At 63.0% G+C, this 17,056-nt stretch carries 17 protein-coding genes; 8 read left to right on the top strand and 9 right to left on the bottom strand.

Annotated elements, in window-relative coordinates; genetic code table 11:
• Positions 1-3 precede the first annotated feature (3 nt).
• From AB4068_RS03680 to AB4068_RS03645, 8 genes are all read right to left on the bottom strand, one after another.
• Positions 4-678 carry a cysteine hydrolase family protein gene (locus AB4068_RS03680; protein WP_059388284.1) on the bottom strand — a complete coding sequence of 225 codons (675 nt, stop codon included), beginning with the start codon at positions 676-678 and terminating at the stop codon, positions 4-6.
• A gap of 105 nt (positions 679-783) precedes the next feature.
• The gene (locus AB4068_RS03675) at positions 784-2,376 is read right to left on the bottom strand and encodes an ABC transporter substrate-binding protein (protein ID WP_441432700.1); all 1,593 of its coding nucleotides are present in this window, start codon (positions 2,374-2,376) and stop codon (positions 784-786) included.
• A 73-nt stretch (positions 2,377-2,449) separates the two neighbouring features.
• Positions 2,450-3,265 carry an MBL fold metallo-hydrolase gene (locus AB4068_RS03670; protein ID WP_441432699.1) on the bottom strand — a complete coding sequence of 272 codons (816 nt, stop codon included), beginning with the start codon at positions 3,263-3,265 and terminating at the stop codon, positions 2,450-2,452.
• 10 nt (positions 3,266-3,275) lie between these two features.
• Positions 3,276-4,100 carry a hypothetical protein gene (locus AB4068_RS03665; RefSeq protein ID WP_441432698.1) on the bottom strand — a complete coding sequence of 275 codons (825 nt, stop codon included), beginning with the start codon at positions 4,098-4,100 and terminating at the stop codon, positions 3,276-3,278.
• Positions 4,101-4,163: 63 nt separating this feature from the next.
• Entirely contained in the window at positions 4,164-5,225 is a 1,062-nt protein-coding gene (locus AB4068_RS03660; RefSeq protein ID WP_441432697.1) for an ABC transporter permease, read from the bottom strand.
• Positions 5,222-6,034: an ATP-binding cassette domain-containing protein gene (locus tag AB4068_RS03655; protein ID WP_284989435.1), complete on the bottom strand. Its 813-nt coding sequence runs from the start codon at positions 6,032-6,034 to the stop codon at positions 5,222-5,224. Before AB4068_RS03655 ends, AB4068_RS03660 begins: the two co-directional genes overlap by 4 nt.
• A 2-nt stretch (positions 6,035-6,036) precedes the next feature.
• Positions 6,037-6,927 carry an ABC transporter ATP-binding protein gene (locus tag AB4068_RS03650; protein ID WP_441432696.1) on the bottom strand — a complete coding sequence of 297 codons (891 nt, stop codon included), beginning with the start codon at positions 6,925-6,927 and terminating at the stop codon, positions 6,037-6,039.
• Positions 6,924-7,826 (bottom strand): ABC transporter permease, encoded by a 903-nt coding sequence (locus tag AB4068_RS03645; RefSeq protein WP_441432695.1) that lies wholly within the window; start codon positions 7,824-7,826, stop codon positions 6,924-6,926. The genes AB4068_RS03650 and AB4068_RS03645 overlap by 4 nt, the downstream gene beginning before the upstream one ends.
• A 272-nt stretch (positions 7,827-8,098) precedes the next feature.
• On the opposite strand from AB4068_RS03645, the gene AB4068_RS03640 reads away from it, so the two are divergent.
• The 6 genes from AB4068_RS03640 to AB4068_RS03615 all read left to right on the top strand — a co-directional run bounded on the left by AB4068_RS03640 (position 8,099) and on the right by AB4068_RS03615 (position 13,917).
• Positions 8,099-9,076, top strand: a complete 978-nt coding sequence (locus AB4068_RS03640; protein WP_307052695.1) for a branched-chain amino acid transaminase — start codon at positions 8,099-8,101, stop codon at positions 9,074-9,076.
• Between the two features lie 33 nt (positions 9,077-9,109).
• Positions 9,110-10,015, top strand: a complete 906-nt coding sequence (locus AB4068_RS03635) for an acetamidase/formamidase family protein (RefSeq protein WP_306963851.1) — start codon at positions 9,110-9,112, stop codon at positions 10,013-10,015.
• Between the two features lie 33 nt (positions 10,016-10,048).
• Complete coding sequence (locus AB4068_RS03630) at positions 10,049-11,473, top strand: dihydroorotase (RefSeq protein ID WP_306963853.1); 1,425 nt, start codon at positions 10,049-10,051, stop codon at positions 11,471-11,473.
• 171 nt (positions 11,474-11,644) lie between these two features.
• Complete coding sequence (locus AB4068_RS03625) at positions 11,645-12,643, top strand: aldo/keto reductase (RefSeq protein WP_284989428.1); 999 nt, start codon at positions 11,645-11,647, stop codon at positions 12,641-12,643.
• A 153-nt stretch (positions 12,644-12,796) separates the two neighbouring features.
• A complete protein-coding gene (locus tag AB4068_RS03620; protein ID WP_306963856.1) occupies positions 12,797-13,411 on the top strand; it encodes a PepSY domain-containing protein in 615 nt (204 codons plus the stop codon).
• Positions 13,412-13,527: 116 nt separating this feature from the next.
• On the top strand, positions 13,528-13,917 hold the full coding sequence (locus AB4068_RS03615; RefSeq protein WP_307052820.1) for an MmyB family transcriptional regulator: 390 nt from the start codon (positions 13,528-13,530) through the stop codon (positions 13,915-13,917).
• 455 nt (positions 13,918-14,372) lie between these two features.
• Here the strand turns inward: AB4068_RS03615 and AB4068_RS03610 are convergent, their stop codons facing one another.
• Positions 14,373-14,852, bottom strand: a complete 480-nt coding sequence (locus tag AB4068_RS03610) for an SRPBCC family protein (RefSeq protein ID WP_306963860.1) — start codon at positions 14,850-14,852, stop codon at positions 14,373-14,375.
• A 207-nt stretch (positions 14,853-15,059) separates the two neighbouring features.
• Between AB4068_RS03610 and AB4068_RS03605 the strand changes: the two genes are divergently transcribed.
• A complete protein-coding gene (locus AB4068_RS03605; protein ID WP_441432694.1) occupies positions 15,060-15,671 on the top strand; it encodes a PadR family transcriptional regulator in 612 nt (203 codons plus the stop codon).
• 151 nt (positions 15,672-15,822) lie between these two features.
• A complete protein-coding gene (locus AB4068_RS03600; RefSeq protein ID WP_441432693.1) occupies positions 15,823-17,046 on the top strand; it encodes an amidohydrolase in 1,224 nt (407 codons plus the stop codon).
• Positions 17,047-17,056 lie beyond the last annotated feature (10 nt).

Raw genomic sequence — 17,056 nt, 5'->3', positions numbered from 1 at the left:
GGTTCAGGAGGCGCTGGCTGTCTCCCAGACAGCAATAGCTTCGTCGAGGGTGCAGACGTCGTGCCGGGCCCGCATGACGGTCAACGCGGCGTCGTGCACCACCGTGTCGTAGGCTCCCACCGCATCCTCGAGCAGCACGGCATAGAAGTCGTTGTGCACGGCGTCGCGCAGGGTCGCTTCGACGCAGCCACCGGTGGAAACGCCCACGAGCGCTACCGACTCAATCCCCTGGCTGCGCAACAGCAAGGCGAGTTCGGTGGCGATGAATGCGCTGGGGCGTCGCTTGGTGATCACGACTTCCCCGTCTTCGGGCGTGCAGGGTTCGCAGAATTCGGTCGCGGGGTCGCCTTTGGCACTGAGCTTGCCGAGGTCAATGGGGCGGCCGTTCGCTGCGGTATAGAGGGCACGCAGCCAGGCCGCCGGCGAGCTTGCGCCGTCGGGAAGGTTCTCGACGCGTATGTGGAAGACCGGCACCCCATTTGCACGGGCCGCGGTGATGGCCCGCCCGCATTTTTCGACAACGGACGGCATCATGCTCATGTCATGTCCGGAATCCCCTATTGCGCCACCGTGCGAAACAGCTCCCACCTGCATGTCGATGACAACCAGTGCAGTAGTGGCGGGATCGAGCAGTTCCTCGAGGGTGTCGCGGACGGGTTTGCCGCAGATTTCAATCATGGTTTCTTCCTTCAAGCGGATCCGGGGTCACAGCGGATCTGGGGTCGGGTGAGTCCTGGCCGGCGGTCGCCCCGCCGGCCAGAACCATGTGCTTCTTGGGATTTGCTACTTGCCCAGACCGGCGAAATAGACCTGGTCGTTGGTGAGCGGTACCGCACCCGTCAAGGTCTCTTGCTTGACGATCAGGTTCCGGACCTCCACCAGGGAGAGGATCGGGGCGCCCTGGTCCACCAGTCCGGCCATCTTCTTGAGCAGGGCCGTCCGCTGGTCCGTGTTCGTGCTCGGGGTGGCGGCCAGCTGGGTCCGGGCGGCATCGAATTCAGGATTGGACCATCCGGTGCTGTTGCTCGGAGCTCCCGTGGAGTAGAACGCGTAGGTGTAGAACGCGGGGTCTGCGATGACGATCGGCTCGGAGTACAGGACGGCCTGGAAGCGTCCGTCGATGAGCGCCGAGGAGAAGTCGGTCGGGCTCGCAACGTTCAACAGCTGCACCGTGATGCCCACCTTCGCCAGCATGGATTGGATGAGGACGGCTGAACTCTTCGCGACGGGACCCGGGCGGCTCACGCTGTAGCTGAGTGTCAGGGGGAATCCGTTCGCGTACTGGGTCTGTGCCAGCAGCTTCTTGGCCCCGTCGGGGTCATATTTGTAGGTGGGCGAATCCTTCACCGCGGGAAAGATCGAGCCCGCCGGGTCCGCGAGGCCGGCGTAGGCACCCTTGGCCAGGGCGGCCCGGTCGATCGCCATGGAGACTGCCTGGCGAACCTTCTCGTCTGCCAGCGGACCGGTCTTCGTGTTGAACATCATGGTGTCGCGTGTCTGGCTGGTGCACTTGAGGACACTTACCCCACTGACACCGGTCATGGAGCTGTATTGGTCATATTCGAAGCCGTTGGCAATCTGGGCCTCGCCGGTCTTCACCAATTGGGTCCGGGTCGCGGTGTCGGGAACGGCCTTGACCACAACCCGCTTTACCGAGCCTCGATCGCCTCCCCAGTTCGGGTCCGCGGTCACCGTCAGGGACGTCCCGGGAGTAAACTCCTCGAGCTTCCACCCGCTGTAATCGGCCAGGTTCTTCGAGAGCCACTTGTTGGCCGTGGGGTCATCCGGCGTGACGTGAAGTTTCGCTTCCTTGCTGTCGTGGATGTAGAAGAGATTGTTCTGCAGTGACTCGAGCGTGTATGACGTCATGCCGAGGGTGTTGAGTTCAACAGTGCGGTCATCGATCACGGTGACGAGGTTGTCCACATTGAATCCGCTGCTCTTGAGCGTCCCCTTCATGACGGGCTGCCGCACCATCCCGATCGCGAGGCTCCATTTCACGTCCTCGGCCGAGAGGGTGTTTCCAAACTGGCTCGTCAGCTTCCGCAGCTTGACGATGACCCCCTTGCCGTCCGGGGCGGCAACCGCGCTTTCGGCGAGCCGGCCGGTCACCGCGGTAGACGGCGTCGAGCATGATTGGTCATCAGTTGCGCCGGTCTTGTACTCCAGCAACTGGGAGCCGAGTCCGCTGAGCACAACGTGTGATGCACTGCCGCCCCACGGGGCAGGGGTGAGGCTGTCCGGGAGGGCGCCGACCGCAATGACGACCGACTCCGGCTTGGCCACCGCCGCGGTGGGAGTGGCTCCCCCGCATCCGGTGAGCGACACAGCTGCCGCTGCTGCGACCCAGCCGAGCAATAAACGCGAATTCTTCATAAGCCTGGTTCCAATTTCTGTACAGAGGGAAAGGACGTGTTACGAGTAGTGCGCTGCTGATGTGGGCAGTGGATTAGTAACGGTAGGCGTGCTTGTGGCCGGCCCGGATGATGGGCGCCACCTCCGGAATATTGGTGATCACGTTGCCGTGGGTGGGCGCTACGATCTTGACCCCAAGGTCATCCATCAGCTTGCCGACCCGGTCGTAAACCTGGTCGGCGTCGTTGGCGAATCTGGCCCAGTACAACGCGCTGCCGGTAAAGAAGGCTGCGTTCTCGACCGCGATGGGTGCCGAGAGTTCATCTGTTGTCAGGCCACATTCGCCGGGGAGGTGCACCGGATCCTCATCATCGAGTTCCGGGCGGTGCATGTAGCAAAAACCGTCGGCCGTGAAAAGCACGCCCGACTTCGGTACGAAGCCCCATTGGGTATTTGGCAGGTCCCTGATCAAGGCCTCGACGATCACGAATTCATACCCGCCGCCGAGATCCACTTTGTCCCCGGGAACCCGGGCATGCAGGTTGGGCACGATCTGCGGGTAGAAGAGGTGGTAGTCCCGGATGTCGCCGACAACCTTGATATCGGGGTACTTCTCCACGAGGCGCGGAAGGTTTCCCGTGTGCGGAAGCTCCGGATGCGTCGGGAAGACGTAGCTCAGCGGTTTGTCCCCGAGCAATCCGTCAAGGGTTTCCGAAATGATGTTCCAGCTGGAGGGGTTGCCCGTATCAATGAGGATGGACGACTCGGTCCCTTGTGCCAGGTACGTGGAGGTGTGCCCGTGGATAACGCGGTCCTGGAGGTGGAACGGCAGGCACGAACTCATCCAGGTGACGCCGTCGGCTACCTCGCGCGGAAGGTCGCGGCTCATGGTTTCTACTAGTTCTTCCATCGGGATTCTCCTATGCCTTTTCCGGTGTCAGCGCGGCGAGCATGAAATCAAGGTGCCGGCGGACGAGCTCGCGCCCGCGGATCACGCAACCGCGGGAAGGGGCGATGGTCTCTGGGGCCAGGGTCTCGAACTTGTCCGAGAGCCGTTCCCGGAGCGGCTCGCACGTGGCCCGCGGGATCCACTCGTATTTCGCGTAGAGGTGCTCGGCGACCTGCTTGGCCGTGGTGGTGTCCTGGGCGATCGAGTCGATGATGCGGGAACCGTCCGGGCTCGTCATGGTGCCGTGGGTGAAGGTGTCGGAGGTGAAGCTGGTTCCGGTATTCGCGTCCCAGCCCCAGAAGGTCGGGAGGAGCCGCAGGAGCGGCGACTCGATGGTCAAGTGACGGCCCGGCGCCACCTCGATCTCTGGGGTGCGGGCCATGGAATCTCCGCCCTCTCCCTTCTGGTCGATCTGCTGCCGGCGTCCTCGGAGCGCAAGCCGGCTGAGGTCATCGAAGGCATCGAAGGGGTTGATGGCGCCGCCGGTGAAGAGGCGTTCGATGTCGAACTTCCCGGCAATGGGTTCCAGGTTCGAAACGCAGTCCATCTCGCTCCGCGTGAAGAACATGGAGAGCCGGCCGTCGTCGTCGAGCAGTTCAACCAGGTCATCGAGGATTTCCTGGCTGTGGACTGCGAGCCCGGTGTCGACCAACAGTCGGCCGGACCCTTCGCTGAGGAGATAGCAATTCGACGGCTGGAAGCCGGTTGCCCCGGCCGGTACCCAGCTCACGCGGCCATCGAGCGGAATGGTTCCACCGAGGGCAATAACTTTATCTTCATGAACTTTAGTGAACATGTCTTCAATCTATTGAAGTCGGGAGACGTCTGTCAAGACTTCTCGGGGGCGGCTGAGGGCTTCTTAGGAGATGGTTGCCGGCGTTGCGCGCAGGCGCTTCTGACGGCGTCCTGCCACGGCTTTGCTGCGCGTACGGGGGTCCAGAAGGGTGATCAAGGCGTCGAGAACGACGTAGCCGAGCAAGCTTGTGGTTCCCATGATGAGGACAAAACCTTGAATGACGGGCACATCGCCTTTGAGTACGCCGTCGAGCGACCAACCACCCACTCCTGGCCAGGAAAAGACACTTTCCACAATGGCCGCTCCGCTGAGGGACGCGGCAAAGAGAAGTACCAAGTAGGTCATGAGTGACCCGCGGATGTCACTGAGGGCATATCGGAAGACCTGGGTGGGACGCAGTCCGCAGGCCCTCGCGAACTCGATTTGTGGTGATTGGAGCACCTGCAAGAGTCCCGAGCGCACCGTCTTTCCAAACGGGGCAGCAAAGAACAAACCCATCGTCACGATAGGAAGGACAGCGCGGCCGAGGATTGACGAAAACGTACCCCATTGGCCGGCGACTATGGCGTCGAGGGGAATGGATCCCGTGACGCGCGGCGGAGTGATCTGCGCACTGGAGAGCATGCCGATCGGTGCGGGCGCGATGCGCAGTTGTTGATAGAAGACAAACAGCAACACGAGGGCCAGCACGAATTCCGGCATGGCCATGAGGATGGATATCCAGAACGTGAAGGCTTTATCGGCAAAACGCCGGTAGCGATAAGCCGCGAACGTTCCACTCGCCATGCCGATGATGAGGGCCAAGGCGAGCCCCGGCACCATATAGATCAAGGTATTCGGGAGCCGGGTCAGGATTTCGCTGGACACCGAACTGCCCGTGAAGAGGGAATGGCCAAGGTCCCCGCCCAGGGTCCTGGACATGTACCCGAGGTAGCGTTCCCAGAAAGGCAGGTCCAGGCCAAGTTCCGCGTGGATACGGGCGACGTCTGCCGGGGTTGCGTATTCACCCAGAAGGGCCACCGCGGGGTCGCCGGGAAGAAGGGACACGAGGCCAAAACTGAGGGTGATGAGGCCACACAGCAATAAGGCAGCAACAAGGAGCCTCGAAATGATGTAGCGGATCATGAAATCTGCCCCCGGGAATTCGTAGAGCCAACGACGGCGGAATAGGGAACTACCGGCAACGCGGCGGAAATCAGCGATTGGGTATAAGGGTGCTGCGGAGCCATCAAGACATCTCGGGTGGGACCAGTTTCGACGATTTTTCCGCGGTGCATGACAGCCACCGTGGAACAGAAGTGCCGGACCGTTTCGATGTCGTGGGAAATGAAGACGTACGTGAGGCCGCGCGAAGCCCTGAGGCGCGCGAGGGTGCGCAGGATAGAGGCGCGGATAGTCAGGTCCAACGAGGACGTTGGCTCATCCAGGACCACCAGGCTGGGATTCGTGACCAGGGCGCGTGCGATGCCCACGCGCTGCTGCTGTCCCCCGCTGAGGTTCGCCGGGCGCCGGTCCATGAAATCGGCCGAGAGGCCCACCTCTTCCAATGTCGCCAGGACCCGCAGCCGCCGCTCGGCACGGTCGCCCATCCGGGCGACGATGAGCGGCTCCTCGACGATCTGCCGGATCGTCAGGCGCGGGTTCAATGACGCGAAGGGTTCCTGGAAGACGATCTGCCAATGGCGCCGCTTCCGGCGGAGTTCGCCACGGCCAAGGGCCAACACGTCCTGCCCCTCGATAACGACGGATCCGGAATCCGGCTCGGCGAGCCTCAGGATCAAGCGGCCCAGGGTCGACTTGCCAGAACCGCTTTCGCCGATGACGCCGAGCGTCTCGCCGGCTTCCACGGACAGGGTGATTCCATCCACGGCGCGTGCTTCCCCATGGGGAGTACGGAAGATCTTCGTGACATCCACGAGTTCAAGGAGCGGCATTCTCAAGACCTCCGGGCTTCGGACAATTGGACCGTGGAGGGGTTAGGCGCTTCCGGCTCCGCGGTATCCGGAGCTTCGGCGTCCCCTGGAACGAATTGCGTCTCATCTTCGGGACGCACCACCGAGTTGAGCAGGGAGATCGTGTAAGGATGCCGCGGACGGACAAAAACGTCCTCAACGAGTCCTTGTTCCACGATATTTCCGCGATACATGACAAGGACGCGGTTGCAGTAGGAGGCCACCACCCCGAGGTCATGGGTCACGATCAGCATCGAACGGCCGCTCTCGACCGTCAGCCGGCGAAGGGTGTCCAGGACCTGGCGCTGGACGGTGAGGTCCAGCGCCGTCGTCGGCTCATCGGCGATCACCAGCTGCGGGTTGAGGTAAAGCGCCATGGCGATGACGACGCGCTGGGCCATGCCGCCGCTGAGTTCGTGCGCGTAACCGCGCATCACGCGTCCCGGATCGCGGACTCCCGTCGACTCCAAGAGCTGTAGTGCACGGCTGCGCTCGGAGGCATCAACCTTCACTCCGTGCGCCTTGGCGATATTGGCGAACTGCTTTTCGATGCGGGTCACCGGATTCAAGGCGCTGAACGGATTCTGGGCGATGAATCCGATCTCCTTGCCCCTGATTTGGCGCATTTCCCGCTCGGGCAGGTCCAGGAGGCTGCGTCCGGCGAAGTTGACGTTGCCGGCAGACACCTTGCCCGGCGGCATCAACAGCTTCGTGATGGAGCGGACCACGGTCGATTTGCCCGAGCCGGATTCACCGACGATCCCGACAATCTCGTTGTCCTGCACCTCAAAGGAGACGCCATGCAGCGCCCGGACCACACCCCGGGGAGTGTGGAACTCGGTTTCGAGTTCCCGGACTTGGAGGGTCTTGTTCATCGGGTGTGCTCCACTCGTTCCATCTTGTCCTCAATGGCACCGGCGATGATGTTGAGAGAACCGATGACCAGGAGGAGGGCGAGCGCCGGAAAAGCCACGGCCCACCACTGGCCGCGGATGAGCATGCTCACGCCGTCGTCGATCATCGCGCCCCAGCTTGGCTGGGGCGGTTTGACCCCGACGCCGAGGAAGTTCAAGGCGGCAATCGTGCTCAGGGCGCCGGCCGTGGTCAGCGTGGCCTGCACGAGGATCACGCCGTAGGCGTTCCTGAAGATGTGGTTGAAGGCCACGCGGATGGGCGAGCATCCGATGGCCACTGCTGCCTCAACGTACCGTGACGAGCGGAGCGAAATCGCCGCCGCACGGGATAAACGGACAAAGCGCGGAGCCGCAACCAGGGCGATGGCGAGGATGACATCGGTGGCTCCGCCGCCCATGAGCTGGATGGACACCACGGCTATCACGATGATGGGGAGGGCGGCGAAGGCGTCGACTACGCGCATGATCGCCTCGCCCGCCATGCCGGTAGTAGCGAAGAGGCCCAAGGGAACGCCGATGACAAGGGCAATGGCCGTCGCCGCGAGGGATATGGGAAGGTCGAGCCTCGCCGATTCAATCGTCCGGGAGAACACGTCCATGCCGTTGCCGTCCGTGCCGAACCAATGAACGGAGTTGGGGGCCAGGGCCATGGATTCCACGTCCGGCTGGAGGGGGTTTTGGGGAAGGTGGAGAAAAATCGCCGCGAGCGGGAGTCCCACAATGAAGGCGGCGGCGACGACGGCGAGGACCGCCCCTGATCGCTTGTACGCCCAGGCCCTGCCTTGCTTGGCCCAGCCCGACGCACGTCCGCCCAGGGACCTCACTGGAGTCCGGGACTCGGCTGTCGTAGTTTCACTCAATTGGCACTCGATCCGGTTGACGGGTGTAGGTGAAAGCCTTCTTTTGACTGGCGCATGAGGGGCTCCAGCCACTCGACATCCTGCCGAGAATTTGCATATCGAAGTTTCATCACTTTATTGAAGTCTATGATTGTGTGTCAATGGTCACTGTTGACAGGACCATCAAGCGTCTTCATTATGGTGACAACACCAACAGTAAGATGAAGACGGATGTCAACCTTGGTGTGAAGCCGAGCCCTGATCTGTTTTCCGAACACGATTTGGAGACAACAATGACCAATCTGAGTAAATCGGCAACTGTGACCGACACCAAAGAGCCCGCATTCGAGCCCAGCGTTCGCTACCTGCTCCGTGACGGTGAACTGGTGGAGTACGCGGATGCCAAGCTCCATGTCCTGAGCACCACGTTGAAGTACGGCGTCGGCGTCTTCGAAGGGTTCCGCGCCTACTGGAGCGATGAGGACCAGCAGCTCTACGCCTTCCGGGTGGCCGATCACATGCGCCGCTTGATTGACTCGATGCGGGTGGTGGAAATCGACGGACCGCGCGACATCGGCGTCTTGAGTGAACAATTGCTCGGCCTGGTGCGGGCGAACGAGCTACGCGGGAACCTCCACATGCGCGCACAAGTATTCGTCGACTCGAGCGACGGCAAGCCGGAGGACACCGGCCCTGTCTCCGTATTTATGGCGGCCATCCCCATGGGCAACTATTTCGGTGCCAGCGGACTGGACGTGCAGATCAGCAGTTGGGCCCGCTTGTCCGACCGCTCCATGCCGCCCCGCGTCAAATCGATCGCCAACTACCAAAACGGGCGCCTTGCCATGCTGGAGGCCCGGCGCAACGGTTACGACGCAGCCCTTCTGCTGACCGAGGACGGCCATGTTGCCGAAGGTGCCGGCTACAACGTGTTCATGGTCCGCCAGGGCCGGTTGTGCACTCCCCCGGCAACGGACAGCATCCTGGAGGGGATCACCCGGGACAGCGTCCTGCATCTGGCACGCAACGTCCTCGGCGTCGAGGTCGACATCCGCCCGATCGACCGCACGGAACTCTACTCGGCCGACGAAATCTTCGTGTGCGGCAGCGCCGCCGAAATCAACCACGTTTCTTCCGTGGACCGCACGCCCATCGGCGACGGTACTGCGGGTGAACTCACCCGCCAGCTGCAGCACGCGTACCGGCAGGCCGTCGTCGGAAGGGTCGCCGCCGATCAACAGTGGGCACAGCCCGTCTACCCCACCGCATAGCTTCACCCCGCCGACTCAAACGAAAGGGGCAGCATGCTGAACATGCTCCACGCAAGCCATGAATCGGCGTCGGGATCCTTTGACCGCGACGCCACCCCCGTGATCGAAGTAAGCCAGGGCGAGCAGTTCTCCCTCGGCGCCCGGAGCCTACTGACAGGCGGCCTGTTCGAAAGTACCGGGGAGTACGAGAAGTTGTCGATCCCCGTGACCGGGCCGGTGGCAGTGCGCGGCGCCAATCCCGGGGACACGCTCCGTATTGACGTCCACGAGATCCGGATAGCGGACCGGGGCGCCATGGTGACACTTCCCGGGCGCGGCGGTTTCACCGGCGGACTGGGGCGGTCCGGCCGGGTGGTAGAGATTGCGGACGGGAGCGTCCGGTTCGACGACGACATCCGGATTCCCATCCGGCCCATGATCGGGAAAATCGGTGTGGCACCGGCCGATGGGAATCCCAACTCCAGCACCGTCGGAATGCACGGCGGCAATATGGACTGCAAGGACGTCACCGCCGGTTCCGCCGTGATCCTGCCCGTGCAGAGCGCGAACGCCTTGCTCTACGCCGGCGACCTTCATGCGGTACAGGGCGACGGCGAGTGCTCCCTTACCGCCGTCGAGGTCGAGGGCAGCGTTGTCCTCTCCTGCCACGTCTTGCCCGGGGTCACCGTCAAACGGCCGGTGGTCTTGTCCGGGGGTTCCGTCATCACGATCGGCGACGGCGAGACGCTCGACGACGCCGCGCGGCTGGCGCTCGACGACATGCTCGAACTCCTGCAGGCGGACCGGAAGTGGACCCGCGAGAAGACAGCGATGCTGATGAGCGCGGCCGCAGACGTTTCCGTGTCCCAGCTCGTCAACGCCCGTGCCTCGGTCAAAGTCTCCCTTGCCGCCCGCTACTTCACCTCCGCACCGTTTTCCCTTGAACCTCACCAACACTGAACCGTCACCAACACTGAAAGGCGCGACCCCCTGATGCTTGATCTCGTTCTCACCAACGGCTTGGTCGTTACCCCGTCTGGCGCCAAAACCCTGGACATCGGCATCGCGGGAGGCAAGATTGTGTCCCTCCGCGAGACCGGCCTCGGACACACGGAGGAAGCGACACGTACGGTCGATCTCCGCGGCCAATTGGTTGTCCCCGGCGGCGTAGACCCGCATGTCCACACCAATTCCGTCCTTCCGACGGCGGCCGAAAGCGGAATCAAGTGTTTTGGCCCCGACCGGGTGAGCGAGGGCGCCATCTATGGCGGCACCACCACGCTGGTGGACTTCGCGCATTGGCAACCCGGCGATGAGCTCTCGGAGTCCTTTGCCCGCAAATCGGCCGAGTGGGCCGGGTCAAGCTACACCGACTACGCCTTGCACGGCACGTTCAAGGAACCGGAGATTCCATTCGAGGTACTCGAGCAGATTCCCGACGCCGTCGCGGCCGGCCATGGCAGCTACAAGGTCTGGATGACCAACACCACCCCGACGCGCCCCAAGCAGAAGACAGACCTCGGCAACATGTGGGGGCTCATGCAACAAACAGCCCAGGCCGGGGCAATGCTCGCGGTGCACGCCGAGGACGACGACATTGTCATGTACGCCTACAAGCAATTGCAGCGCGAAGGCAGGATCGGGCTGGAGAACATGCACCACGCCCACAACAACCTCTCGGAAAAGTTGTCCTTCCAGCGGGTCATCACCCTCGCGGAGCACGTTGGTGCGCCCATCTACCTCATGCACGTCAGCGCCCGCGAAGGCGTGGACGCCATCCGCGAGGCACGCGGGCGCGGCCAAGCGGTGTACGGCGAGATCCTCCCGCACTACGCGTACTTCACGGCGGAAGACTACAAACAGAAGAACGGCGCGATTTATCACACCTACCCGTCCTTGAAGTCGGAAACGGACCGCGACTCCATGTGGGAATCGTTGCTCGAAGGCTCACTCAGCACCCTAGCAACCGACGGCGTGTGCACCGACCTTGAGGTGAAGACCCGCGGCAAGACCATTCTTGACGCCACGGGCGGTCATGCCGGCGTCGAAATGCGCATGGCCGTCGCGTACACCGAAGGGGTGGCCAAACGCGGTCTTGACCTGACCCGCTTTGTTGACATCACCTCGGCCAACGCGGCGAAGATCCTCGGCCTGTACCCGCAGAAGGGCGTGATCGCGGTGGGCAGCGACGCCGATCTGGCGGTCCTGGACACCACAGTGAAGAAAGCCATCCATGCCGAGGACCTGCACGAAGCCGACTACACCCCGTGGGACGGCTACGAGGTGGCGGCGTGGCCGAGCATGACGGTCCTGCGCGGGCAGGTCATGGTTGAAAACCGGGAATTGAAGGCAGAAGCCGGTGGCTCGCTGCTCAAGCAGCATGTCTCGAGCGACGTCCGGAACCGGCCGGCCTGCTGACAAGCAGCCCCCGACGGCGGCGGCTCACTTGGGCCCCCGACGGCGGCGGACCGCCGCCGTCGGGAGCTCCGCGCTGAGAGAGGTACTGACAGGGACTCCCTGACAGTACCGACGCGTCCCTAGTGTTGACGGCAAGGCTGGATCTTGTTTCACGACACAGGAGGACGAACGATGGAAAAGCGCACACTGGGCACCCACGGCTTGGAGGTCTCCGCCGTCGGACTGGGCTGCATGAGCATGACAGGTGGATACAGCGACAAGCCGGACCGGCAGGAAATGATCTCGCTGATCCGTGCCGCCGTGGACCGGGGCGTGACATTCTTCGACACTGCCGAAATCTATGGCCCGTACGCCAACGAGGAGCTCGTGGGCGAAGCGCTCGCTCCGTACAAGGGCCAAGTGGTGATCGCCACCAAGTTCGGGTGGGACATCGATCCCGCAGAACGCAAGCCGAGCGGGCGCGTGAGCAGCCGCCCGGAGGTGATCAAGGAGGTCGTGGACGGCTCTTTGCGCCGGCTGGGCGTCGACGCAATCGACCTCTACTACCAGCACCGGGTGGATCCCGACGTTCCTATCGAAGACGTGGCAGGTGCGGTCAAGGAACTAATCGAGGCCGGCAAGGTGAAGCACTTCGGCATGTCCGAAGCGTCCGCCGGAACCATCCGCCGGGCGCATGCCGTCCAGCCCCTGAGCGCCGTCCAAAGCGAATACTCCCTCTGGTGGCGCCGCCCCGAGGAAGAAGTGCTGGCCGCGTGCGAGGAACTGGGCATCGGCTTTGTGCCCTACAGCCCGCTCGGCAAGGGCTTCCTGACGGGAACCATTACCGCGGACACCAGTTTCGACGCCGGCAACGACATCCGCAGCACCATCCCCCGGTTCGCGCCGGATGCGCTCCAGCACAATGCCGCCGTCGTCGAGTTGCTCGCGAACATCGCACAACGCAAGGGTGCCACGCCCGGTCAGATCGCCTTGGCCTGGCTCCTGGCACAGAAGCCCTGGATCGTCCCGATCCCCGGAACGCGCAAGCTGCACCGCTTGGAGGAAAACATCGGTGCCGCCGCCGTCGAATTGTCAGCCGCGGAACTGGGCGAAATCGAGGACGCCGCCTCCAGGATCCAGGTGCAGGGCGGGCGCTACAACGACGCCGCGGAACGGATGACCAACCTCTAGGCGTACGCATGGTGCCACGCTTCCGGATGCTGTGAGCCGGACAAAAATGTCACAGTCCAGGCACAGCATAGGTATACAGGGGCCAAAGCGTGGGGTTCGAGGATGGGATACAGCTTCGAACCCCTCGGAGTTGAACCTCTAAGGAGCAACATCGTGAACAAAGTCCGGAAAATCGCCGTAGGCGCCGCCTTGATTGGCGCCGTCGCAGGCGGCGGAGCCCTCACCGCCATGGCCCTGCCCGCTAACGCCGCAACTACTGACACCTCGACCGCCAGCCCATCCGCCCCCGCCACGAACGGCGGCAACCATGGGAACGAAACCGACCTCACCGGTGACACCGCAACAAAGGTGAAGGCCGCTGTACTTGCCGCCAACTCCGGCGCCACGGTGGAGAACATGACTACCGAAGACGACGGCAGCGCCGCCTACGAAGCCCACATCACCAAGTCGGACGGCACCCACGCCACCGTCAAGCTCGATGCGAGCTTCAAGGTCACCGCAACCGAAACCGGCGGCCCGGGCGGCGGGAAGGGCGGCCACGGCAACCACGGAAGCGAAACCGACCTCACGGGTGACACCGCAGCCAAAGTGAAGGCCGCCGTACTGGCCGCCAACTCCGGCGCCACGGTGGAGAACATGACCACCGAAGACGACGGCAGCGCCGCCTACGAAGCCCACATCACCAAGTCGGACGGTACCCACGCCACTGTCAAGCTCGATGCGAGCTTCAAGGTCACCGCAACCGAAACCGGCGGCCCCGGTCACTAACCCCCCAAGGCAACCAAGCGCTGTGGGCGGATACGGCACCCAGCGGTATCCGCCCACGGCGCTTAAACGGTGTACTGACAGGACCTCCCACACTTCCCGTGCCGGAAGTAGCCTGAATCCATGGACGCAACTTCTACATCGATTGGGAGCAAGGCGCGAACGACATTGTGGCCACCCTGCGCAGTTACGCCGGACGGCAGCCACACAACAAGGGCCTAAGTGATCTGGTCGGCGAGCTCGCTACCCGGAGCGAGGAATTCCGCACACGCTGGGCCGCCCACAACGTCCGCTTCCACCGGACCGGCATCAAGCGCATGCATCACCCTGTGGTCGGGGATCTCGAACTCAGCTACGAGGCAATGGAACTGCCGGCCAACCCCGGGTGGACGATGTTCGCCTATACGGCGGAACCAGGGTCGGCGAGCGACGAACGCCTGAAACTGCTCGCGAGTTGGGCGGCCACCACCGCAAGCGAACTGGCGGCGCCGGCGTCGATCTCGGACTGAGCCCGGTGTGGGTAGGACCGCCAATCCTAGGAAAAGCAGGGAGCGGCCTAGCTGCTGACATCGTCTTCCGGAGCGCTTAGCGTCTTTAACAGGACCTTGAACGACGGCGGTTCCGCCTTGAGTATTCGGGTTTTTTCCAGCCGCTAACTGATTACAGTCCAGGGCTCCACGTTTTAGATGAGAAGAAGATGACTATGGATTTTTCGTTGATGATGGCCTGCGCGGTCATTGGCCTCGTGAACAATGACAGCCGCAGTGCCTTGCCGGGGGCACCGGTTGTTCCGGCACGCCCGGCAAGGCGCTCGCGGCTGGCTCGGCTCCGGGGTTGGCTCGCAACCGCACTCCACCGGGTGGCGTGGGGAATCGAGCCTAAAGTGCCAGCGTTCGTGGAGCCTTGCCGGTGAGGTGTACGGAAGGATCCGAGCTGTAGAAGACGACGAATTGCATTGTTTGCCTTAGCTGTCGAGTTCGGCGCTGTCGGATTCAGTGCTGTCGAGTTCGGCCAGGGTCTGGCCGAGCCGCGGAAGCACATGGTTTCGCCAGCCACCGCTCATGATGCGGTGCGATGCCACGTGCGTCGGCTCGTCGGGATTGAACCCGTCATGGACGAGCGACAGACGGCTGCCCGTGTCTTCCGCGGCGATCGACCACGTCACGGTGCTGTTGAGGCTGTTTCCGGAGTTCGCGTCCCGCCACGAAATACGCAGTAGCTTCTCCGTTTCCACGTCAAGGACTTCGCTGGCCACCAAACCGCTGAAGCCAACTGCCGGAACGGGAATCCCGCGCATCTGGAACTGATGCCCGACGATCGCTTGGAAGTCGTTTTCCATCAACCAGCGGGCGATCAGCCTGGGTTCCGTCAGAGCCCGCCAAACCTTGGCGGGCGAATGCGGCAGGAATTCTTCGACCTCGATGGTCGTCAGTTGTTCGCTCATCTGTTGTCCTCAATCTCGTTAGCGACCATCCTAAGTTCCGAGTGGGCAATCGGCAGAGCGATCGGGTATCCCCGGCGTGCGTCGCAGACCAAGTTCGAACAAAATCCAGCTCTTGTTTAACGACAGTCAGCGATATATCGTTAAGTATCGCAGAACAAACTGCGAGCCTGAGGGCAACCCACAAAACACTGAAAGGACGATGCCGTTATGAAAGGCATTCACGACAATAAACACACAGATTGCGGTCCGGATATGGAACGTTTCGGACGCGGCCGCAGCCGTCGCGGTCCCCACGGACACGGCGGATTCGGGCCGGGCCGCGGATTTGGGCCGGGCCGCGGTTTCGGACCAGGATTTGGTCCCGGCTTTGGTCCCGGGGGCCCGCGTCGGGCCAACAAGGGCGACGTTCGTTTCGCGATCCTCTCCCTGCTGGCTGAAGCGCCATCAAATGGATACGGGCTCATTAAGACAATCGCCGAGAAGACGTCGGGATCGTGGCGCCCAAGCCCGGGTTCCGTCTATCCGACCCTGCAGCAGCTCGTTGACGAGGAACTCATTGCGCCCGTCGGCGAAGGCCGGCGCACCGAGTTCACACTCACCGATGCCGGGAAGGCATATGTAGCGGAGCATGCTGAGGAGCTGGAAAATGCGTGGAACATCGATCCGGAGGGATCAGGACCCGCGTTCCACCAGAGCGTGGCAAAGCTCATGGGAGTCATCCATCAATTCCGCTTCGCCGCAACGGACGAACAGCGTACGGCGGCTATGGAAAAGATCGACGAAGCCCGGCGAGCGCTGTACCACATCCTCGCTGACTAGTACCGCCCCTTCCGAAGCCGCGACGTGGAAGTAATCCCGCTCGCGGCTTCGGAATGTACACTCCCCCGGTTCGGTTTCCGGGTCTATGCTGGGTTTCCCGGTTGCGCGGGTTCGCCCAGGCGCCCGAACTGCTACTGAGAGCGATGGGTCCATGAGCGGTTGCGAAGCAGTCCTTGCAGGCCTTGAAGGAGAACTCGCCTGGATCCGGGACACATATATGGACCTGCACAGACACCCCGAGCTGAGCCTCGAGGAGCATGGGACCTCCAGGGTCGTCGAGGGGAAACTCGCGGGGTTCGGCTATGCCGTAACACGCATCGGGGGCACCGGCGTCGTCGGCATCCTCGCCAATGGGGACGGCCCAACGGTGCTTGCCCGCGCGGACATGGACGCGTTACCGGTCACCGAGGCGACGGGGCTGTCTTATGCGTCGGCCGTGGACGGTGTCATGCACGCATGCGGGCACGACTTGCACGTGGCTGCGCTGCTCGGCGCGGCCAAACTCATGGCCGACGGCCGGACAGCCTGGTCCGGGACGTATATCGCGCTATTCCAGCCCGGCGAGGAGATCGGGGCCGGGTCCCAAGCAATGCTCGACGACGGACTCGTCGCCAAAGTGCCGCGGCCGGACGTCGCCTTCGCGCAACATGTGATGCCGATCCCGGCAGGGATGGTAGCGACCACGCCAGGCCCCGTCCTCTCCGCCGCGGACTCGCTCAAGATCACCGTGTATGGGAAGGGCGCGCACGGCTCAATGCCGCACATGTCGGTCGACCCCGTGGTGCTTGCCTCCTCGATCGTGCTCAGGCTGCAGTCCATCGTCTCGCGGGAGACGAAACCGGGCGACTTCGCGGTTGTCACAGTGGGGGCGCTCAACGCCGGGACGACGTCCAACATCATCCCCGACCGCGCCACACTCCTGCTCAACGTCCGCACTTACGATACCCAGGTCCGTGCGTCGGTCCTCGCGGCCATTGAGCGGATAGTCCTTGGCGAGTGTTCCGCCGCGGGATCACCGCAAGACCCGGATTTCGAGTACTACGATCAGTTTCCCCTCACCCGCAACGACGCGGCTGTGACAGAGACGGTCCGGGCCGCATTCGCCGCCCACTTCGGGGAAGACTCAGTGCGTACCGCATATAGGCAGACCGCGTCAGAGGACTTCAGCCGCGTTCCGGACGCCTTCGGGGTCCCATACACGTTCTGGCTCCTAGGCGGCGCGGACCCCGAAACCTACCGGGCCGCCGTCGAACGCGGGACAGTGGCCCGGGACATACCGGCAAACCACTCTCCACTCTTCGCGCCCGTGATCGATCCGGCCCTGTCCATGGGCGTCCAAACCCACGTGGTCGCAGCGCTGTCCTACCTGGCTTAGGAGTACCACT

It is taken from the genome of Arthrobacter sp. 2RAF22, from assembly GCF_052115325.1.
In the GTDB taxonomy this organism is placed as follows: domain Bacteria; phylum Actinomycetota; class Actinomycetes; order Actinomycetales; family Micrococcaceae; genus Arthrobacter.
The sequence above is the reverse complement of the archived record's forward strand: the minus strand, read 5'-3'. Positions and strand labels throughout refer to the sequence as shown.

Bases quoted from the DNA above. Each gene is read 5' to 3' on its own strand.
- AB4068_RS03680 (WP_059388284.1), bottom strand. From the start codon at position 678: ATGATTGAAATCTGCGGCAAACCCGTCCGCGACACCCTCGAGGAACTG.
- AB4068_RS03675 (WP_441432700.1), bottom strand. From the start codon at position 2,376: ATGAAGAATTCGCGTTTATTGCTCGGCTGGGTCGCAGCAGCGGCAGCT.
- AB4068_RS03670 (WP_441432699.1), bottom strand. From the start codon at position 3,265: ATGGAAGAACTAGTAGAAACCATGAGCCGCGACCTTCCGCGCGAGGTA.
- AB4068_RS03665 (WP_441432698.1), bottom strand. From the start codon at position 4,100: ATGTTCACTAAAGTTCATGAAGATAAAGTTATTGCCCTCGGTGGAACC.
- AB4068_RS03660 (WP_441432697.1), bottom strand. From the start codon at position 5,225: ATGATCCGCTACATCATTTCGAGGCTCCTTGTTGCTGCCTTATTGCTG.
- AB4068_RS03655 (WP_284989435.1), bottom strand. From the start codon at position 6,034: ATGCCGCTCCTTGAACTCGTGGATGTCACGAAGATCTTCCGTACTCCC.
- AB4068_RS03650 (WP_441432696.1), bottom strand. From the start codon at position 6,927: ATGAACAAGACCCTCCAAGTCCGGGAACTCGAAACCGAGTTCCACACT.
- AB4068_RS03640 (WP_307052695.1), top strand. From the start codon at position 8,099: ATGACCAATCTGAGTAAATCGGCAACTGTGACCGACACCAAAGAGCCC.
- AB4068_RS03635 (WP_306963851.1), top strand. From the start codon at position 9,110: ATGCTGAACATGCTCCACGCAAGCCATGAATCGGCGTCGGGATCCTTT.
- AB4068_RS03630 (WP_306963853.1), top strand. From the start codon at position 10,049: ATGCTTGATCTCGTTCTCACCAACGGCTTGGTCGTTACCCCGTCTGGC.
- AB4068_RS03625 (WP_284989428.1), top strand. From the start codon at position 11,645: ATGGAAAAGCGCACACTGGGCACCCACGGCTTGGAGGTCTCCGCCGTC.
- AB4068_RS03610 (WP_306963860.1), bottom strand. From the start codon at position 14,852: ATGAGCGAACAACTGACGACCATCGAGGTCGAAGAATTCCTGCCGCAT.
- AB4068_RS03605 (WP_441432694.1), top strand. From the start codon at position 15,060: ATGAAAGGCATTCACGACAATAAACACACAGATTGCGGTCCGGATATG.
- AB4068_RS03600 (WP_441432693.1), top strand. From the start codon at position 15,823: ATGAGCGGTTGCGAAGCAGTCCTTGCAGGCCTTGAAGGAGAACTCGCC.